At 65.3% G+C, this 6000-nt stretch carries 7 protein-coding genes; 5 read left to right on the top strand and 2 right to left on the bottom strand.

The window, feature by feature from the left end; translation table 11 throughout:
* Positions 1-101: 101 nt before the first annotated feature.
* On the top strand, positions 102-518 hold the full coding sequence (locus SJH88_RS08440; protein ID WP_274754180.1) for a MoaF-related domain-containing protein: 417 nt from the start codon (positions 102-104) through the stop codon (positions 516-518).
* 221 nt (positions 519-739) lie between these two features.
* Here the strand turns inward: SJH88_RS08440 and SJH88_RS08445 are convergent, their stop codons facing one another.
* On the bottom strand, positions 740-1543 hold the full coding sequence (locus tag SJH88_RS08445; RefSeq protein ID WP_274754181.1) for an META and DUF4377 domain-containing protein: 804 nt from the start codon (positions 1541-1543) through the stop codon (positions 740-742).
* A gap of 254 nt (positions 1544-1797) precedes the next feature.
* Between SJH88_RS08445 and SJH88_RS08450 the strand changes: the two genes are divergently transcribed.
* The gene (locus SJH88_RS08450; protein ID WP_274754182.1) at positions 1798-2400 is read left to right on the top strand and encodes a DUF2242 domain-containing protein; all 603 of its coding nucleotides are present in this window, start codon (positions 1798-1800) and stop codon (positions 2398-2400) included.
* 65 nt (positions 2401-2465) lie between these two features.
* Here SJH88_RS08450 and SJH88_RS08455 read toward each other — a convergent pair whose 3' ends face one another.
* Positions 2466-3317: a peptidoglycan DD-metalloendopeptidase family protein gene (locus SJH88_RS08455; protein ID WP_274754183.1), complete on the bottom strand. Its 852-nt coding sequence runs from the start codon at positions 3315-3317 to the stop codon at positions 2466-2468.
* A gap of 222 nt (positions 3318-3539) precedes the next feature.
* Between SJH88_RS08455 and SJH88_RS08460 the strand changes: the two genes are divergently transcribed.
* From SJH88_RS08460 to SJH88_RS08470, 3 genes are all read left to right on the top strand, one after another.
* Positions 3540-3917, top strand: a complete 378-nt coding sequence (locus SJH88_RS08460; protein WP_274754184.1) for an oxidoreductase — start codon at positions 3540-3542, stop codon at positions 3915-3917.
* 186 nt (positions 3918-4103) lie between these two features.
* Positions 4104-5075, top strand: coding sequence for an AAA family ATPase (locus SJH88_RS08465; protein WP_042415628.1), 972 nt, complete (start codon positions 4104-4106; stop codon positions 5073-5075).
* Positions 5076-5087: 12 nt separating this feature from the next.
* Positions 5088-6000 (top strand): DUF58 domain-containing protein (locus SJH88_RS08470; protein WP_274754185.1); only part of this gene is annotated, 913 nt, incomplete at its 3' end.

Here is a 6000-nt window from a genome sequence, read left to right on the forward strand (position 1 = left end):
GCTGCAGGTCACATAAGGGTGTCCCATATCAGCCAAACGCCTATGTCGCCATCCGCCAAGGTGATGGCTCGAGGATGCGCCAAATTCTCACAGCATGCCCTGTGACGCCCGCAGAACAATCAATTCCAGGCGATGGCGACCAGCGCCATATCCAAAGCATGGTTGCAAAGGGGGCTTGTATGACAATGCACTACACCGGGGCCTTGTTGGGACGCGAGGCAGTGATTCAATTCCCGGAAAGCACGGCACAGGTTCGATATTCTGTGCGTGGAGACTTGCACTGGTGTGTCACGGACAAGAACGGCAATGTGACCCAGGGCAATGAGCGACTGAGCTATCTCCAGCTGTCAGACACGCTGCATTTCCTGAACTGGATCGAAAAGACGGGCTTCACGGTGAGCCAGGTGATCGATACCGAAAACGGCACCGTGAAAGCCTTCTGGTCGTACGCCGACGAATTCAGTGAACGTGGGCACCGTGCCTCCATGTTTGTGGATGGCACCTTCCATTTCGTCTGAGGACGATGGGGCGGTTGACCGATTTGTGGAATCTACTTAATTTTTGAGCAGGTTGTAAAATCTGTTTTGATTCAAAAGCTTGGCGGCTTTTCCCGTGGGTTGTCCACAGCTGGGCCCACAGATGCTGGGTACAAATGGCGGTGGCCGGTAGGCCATCAAAAAAGCCCTTGGAGGTGATCCAAGGGCTTTTTGCATGGTGCCTGCGCCGGAGCGCGGCTGTGTCAGCGCACGCGTTCGCTTTCCACCGTCATGTCCAGCACGAACAGGTACTTGGAGGCATCGGCAGGCACTGGCGAGCGGGTGTAGCGCTTGAGGCGCAGCACATTGCGCACGCCGTCCTGGTGGGTATAGCCTTCGATCGCGCCGTAGAACGCCTCCCAGGCGCCGTGGCCTTGCTTGATGCCCTGGGCGTCGTAGGTCACTTCGCGCACCTGCAGGCATTTGGCGTTCGGCATCAGGGGGTGGCTGCAGGCCATTTGCTGGGGGGCTACCTCGAGGAAAATGCGCTCGCTGGCGTCGTACAGCCTTTCGTAGGTGGGGCTGCCCGTGAGTTGCCAGCGCGCGCCATTGTCAAACTGCAGCTCCAGCACCGGGGCGTTGGCATTGCCGACGATTTTCCAGGTCCGGGCCTGGGGCAGCCATTGCCCCACCTTGCGCTCCAGGGCCATCAGGTTGGCGTTGGGGCAGGCCATCAGGGTGCTGGCCAGGCGCTCGAACTGGATGTTGGTGCCTTTGAGGGTATAGCGCCCATCCATGCGGTTGCACAGGTTCTCCACGCTGACCGTCTGCGCATCGACAAAGCGCAGGCCGACGGTGGGGGCCGGTCCCTGGGGCGTGCCGGGCATTTGCCATTGCGGGTCCACCGTCCCTTGCGCGTTCAAGGCTTTATGCAGTTGCCATTCATGGGATTGCAGACTGACCGAAGATGGGGTGGCCGGTGTCGTGGCCTGCGGGGCCGAGGTGCAGGCGGCCAGGGTCATGGCGGCCAGCACGCTGGCGGCAGTGAAGCTTGTACGGTTCAGCATGGGTGTTCTTCGCATCAAAATGGACAACGCCCCTTTGGGGGCGTATGCAAACCCCAAGTATCTTGGCGGTGTGGGGGCGCTTGTGTGAGACAAGCTCTGAAATCGTATGCCGGTGTATCAAGCCGTTCATGACAGCTGTGCATGCCCGGCGTGAGAATGGCAGGAGCTATAAAATAGTGAGCGATGAGGCTGAGCTGCAGTGCCCGCCCGTCGATTGTTCAGAAAGTTGGATCTTGGGTATTGTGGAAACGTTCATGTCCAGATTGTTGCGAGACCGTTGGGCCAAGGCCGCCGTGCGTGGCGGCACCGCAGTGGCGGTAGCCCTGTTGGTGACAGCGTGTGGTGGCTTGGGGCGCTCGCCCGTGCCCGAGGCCATGCCCAAGGTGCAGGAAAAGTTCGGCTCGGCCGCGACCTATTCGCGCCTGTTTGATGCGACGCCGGCGCAGACCTGCGAGGCGGCGCGGCGTGCCCTGCTCAGCCAGGGCTACATCGTGAACAAGGCCGACCAGGAAAAGGTCGAGGGGCAAAAGAGCTTCCAGCCCCAGCCGGATCGCCATGTGCAGATGAACATCCGTGTCACCTGCGTGCCCGAGAGCAGCGACGGCCAGCTCAGCATGGGTTTTGTGAGTGCGCTGCAGGACAGCTTTGCGCTGAAGATGGCCAGCAACTCGGCCAGCTTGGGCGTCAGCATGCTGGGTTCGGTGTCGGTGCCCGTGGCAGCCGGACACGACTCCATGATCAAGATCGGCAGCGAGACCGTGACCAGCGACCAGTTCTACGACAGCTTCTTCGACCTGATGCGTCGCTACCTGCTGGTCGATGTGCCAGCGGAGCCCGTGGCCCATAGCAAGCGCTGAGCCGCGTCGTAGGCAGGGCTTTTCAATTGATAGCAGTCAGTGCTTGATAGGCAAGCGCTGATGGGCTATTCGGCCAGGAACAACGCGGGGTCCACCATGCTGCGGTTGAGCATGACCCCCCAGTGCAGGTGGGGGCCGGTCACGCGGCCGGTGGCGCCCACCTGGCAAAACGCCTGGCCGGTGCGCAGCGCATCGCCCACCTGGCACTGCACCCTGGACAGGTGGCAGTACATGGTCAGCAGCCCGCCGCCATGGTCCAGCCAGACGGTGCCACCGTTGAAGAAGTAGTCCCCCACATCCACCACCTTGCCCGGCAGCGGCGCCACGATGGGCGTGCCGGTGGCGGCGGCAATGTCCATGCCGCTGTGCGGATTGCGCGGCTGGCCGTTGAAGACGCGGCGCAGGCCGAAGCTGCTGGAGCGGCGCCCGGGGCAGGGCTGACGCATCTGCAGGTCCCCCGTCTGCGGTGCCGGGCTGCTGAACAGGGCCATGATGGTCTGCTGGTGCGCACGTTCGCGCTCGTGGCGTGCCAGGTCCTGGGGTGAGAGGTCGACGGTCTTGGGCGAGACCTTCAACTGCTGCTCGGTGTAGCGCTTGTCGCGCACGGCATAGTCCACGGACTGGGTGCCGTCGTCGCTGTGCACGGTGACCGTGTGCACGCCCAGCTTGGCCGACAGCGGAATGCCGACCAGGGCCGTCCACTCGATCATGTCGCCCACCACCAGCACCGGCATGCCTTCCGACGTGGTGACCTGCGGTCGAAAGGACGAAGGGCCCAGCGACAGGCGGGCCACGCCGCCCGGGACGCGGCTGTCCAGGGGGAACCAGGGGGTGTCGGCCGGGGTTGCGGCCCAGGCGGGCAGGGCGGCGCACAGGCCCAGTTGGCCCAGTGCGGCCAGGTAGTCGCGTCGTTGCATGAGAGATTCCGAAACTGCGGTTCGCATCGCTGCATTGTCGCGTGCCTGCGCTGGGGCGCGGGGCAAAGCCGTGCACGGCCGCGACAGCGGGGTGATGGGGGCGGCCTGCCGAGTCCTTGACGTGGCGCAGAAAACGCAGCCGGCAGCGCGGGGACACTTGCGGGTTCTGACCAGGTCCGCGCCTCTGGGGCGAACGGCTGGTTGATGGAAGGTAGTTATCTCATGCAAGCTTTTCGCATCGTAGTCATCGGCGCTGGTGACACTGGCACCCCGCTGCTGCAGCAATTGTTCAATGCACCGTTCGTGCAGGTGCTGGGCGTGGCCGATCTGAACCTGGAGCTGCCCGGCATCACGCTGGCCCGCCAGCACCAGGTGCCCGTGACCGACAACTTCATGGAACTGGTGAGCCTGGGCTCCCAGGTGGACATCATCATCGACGTGACCGGTGCCACCAAGGTGCGCGAGCAGCTGCGCCAGTACATGGTGGATTCGCGCAATGCCCACACGGTCATCATGCACGAGCAGATTGCACTGCTGATGATGTCCCTGTCGGCCGGCAAGCTGGTGGACAGCAAGCACGGTCTGCAGCAATATGCCTAAAAGCATAGCTGTTGGCGCTTGCTGGATAAGCGCTGAAGGCCATTTTGGTTCGTAAGCACGCGGCCGAGGCTGCCCCCGGGGCAGCCTTTTTCATGGCTGTGGCATTTTGGGTGCGGGGGCTTGCTGGCACGGCGGCTTCTTTGGAAGATGGCGGCATTCCAGAACCAGACACAGAGAGGGAATGACATGGACGCTGCGGTGACCGAGGCCGCCCCTGCACAGTCGGGGGCACCACTGGCGCAAGCCATCGTGCGCAATGTCGAGCAGGTGCTGCAAGGCAAGCACCAGCAGGTGGAATGGGCGCTGGCGGCCATGGTGGCCAGCGGCCACGTGCTGTTGGAGGATGTGCCGGGTCTGGGCAAGACCATGCTGGCACGGGCCCTGGCCACCTCGGTGGGGCTGTCGTTCAAGCGCATCCAGTTCACGGCCGACCTGATGCCCTCGGACATCGTGGGCGGTCCGGTCTACAACCCCAAGGACGGCAGCTTTGCGCTGCGCCCCGGCCCCGTGTTTGCCCACATCGTGCTGGCCGACGAGGTGAACCGCGCCAACCCGCGCGCCCAGTCGGCCCTGCTGGAATGCATGGAGGAGGGGCAGGTGACGCTCGATGGCCACAGCCTGCCGCTGCCCCAGCCGTTTGTGGTGCTGGCCACGCAAAACCCCATGGACATGGCCGGCACCTTCCCCTTGCCCGAGGCGCAGATGGACCGCTTTCTGATCCGCCTGTCGCTGGGCTACCCGGACTTTGCGACCGAAGCCGGGCTGATCCAGAGCCAGCAGTTCGCCCACCCCATTCAGCGCCTGCAACCGGTGTGCACGCCGGCACAGTTTGCGGACCTGGCCGAGGGCGCCCGCGCCGTCATCGTGACGCCGGAGATGGCCCAGTTCATGGCCCAGATCGTGGCGGCCACGCGCACGCACCCGATGCTGCGTTTCGGCGCCAGCCCGCGCGGCACGCTGGGCTTGGCACGCATGGCCCGCGCCCTGAGCCATGTGCGCGGACAGCGCTACGTGGAGCCCGCGGTGGTGCGCGAGGTGGCACCGGCCGTGCTGGCCCACCGCATCGTGCTGGCCCAGCCGCATGTGCAGGCACACCCCGTGCAGGCCACGGAAAACGTGGTGCGCGAGATCCTGGCCCTGCAACGCACACCGCGCTGACGGCACGCCGCCATGGAACGCTGGCTGTCCAAGTCGCGCGTGTTGCTGGGGCTGTGCGCCCTGATGCTGATTGCGGCCTTTAACCGCCGGGACCCCATGGCCTACGGCGTGTTCCTGTTCCTGGCGGTGACCTGCACGCTGGGCTATCTGCTGCCCTGGCTGTCCCTGCGCGGCATGCAGCTGCGCTGGCTGGGGCAGGAGACGCCACAAGTGACCGAGGGCCAGGCCTATCCGCTGCACCTGGTGCTGGAGCGCCGTGCGCGCTGGCCAGCCTTCCTGGTCGAGATCGAGGCCGAGTGGGTCTGGGCCTCGCAACGCCTGGTCATGCGCCATACCGTGGCGCTGGTGCGCAGGGGGCGGTCGGTGGCGTTGGAGCAACTGTGCACCTTTCCGTGCCGGGGGGTGTACCGGCTGCAGTCGGTGCGCCTGGCCAGCGGTTTCCCGCTGGGCTTGCTGCGCGCGCAACTGCAGATGCCCACACCCGAGCTGGCGGTGCAGGTGCTGCCGCAGCCCAGCCCGTTTGTCTGGCCCCTGCCCTGGACCGTGACGGCCGACCCGCAGGGCGAGCGCTCGACACGCCACCTGGGGCCGTCCATGGAGCTGGGCCTGCTGCGCGCCTACCAGGATGGGGAGCCTCTGGGGCGCGTGAGCTGGCGCGCTTCGGCGCGTGCGGGGCAACTGGTGATCCAGCACTTTCAGCAAACCGGCAGCCTGCGCCTGCATGTGCTGGTGGCTGTGCCCGATGCACAGGCGTGCGGCCAGCCGGACAGCGATGGTGAGCAGACCATCCGCCTGGCCGCCGGCATCGTCGCCGCGGCGCAGGCCCACCATGTGCAACTGCGCCTGCACCTGCCGCCACATGCCGAGGCCCTGACCGATCCCGCGGCGGCCCTGCTGGCGCTGGCCGCCGCCCCGGCGGTGCCCG

Origin of the sequence: Comamonas sp. GCA5 (assembly GCF_036541385.1) — a bacterium.
Classification (GTDB): domain Bacteria; phylum Pseudomonadota; class Gammaproteobacteria; order Burkholderiales; family Burkholderiaceae_C; genus Comamonas; species Comamonas aquatica.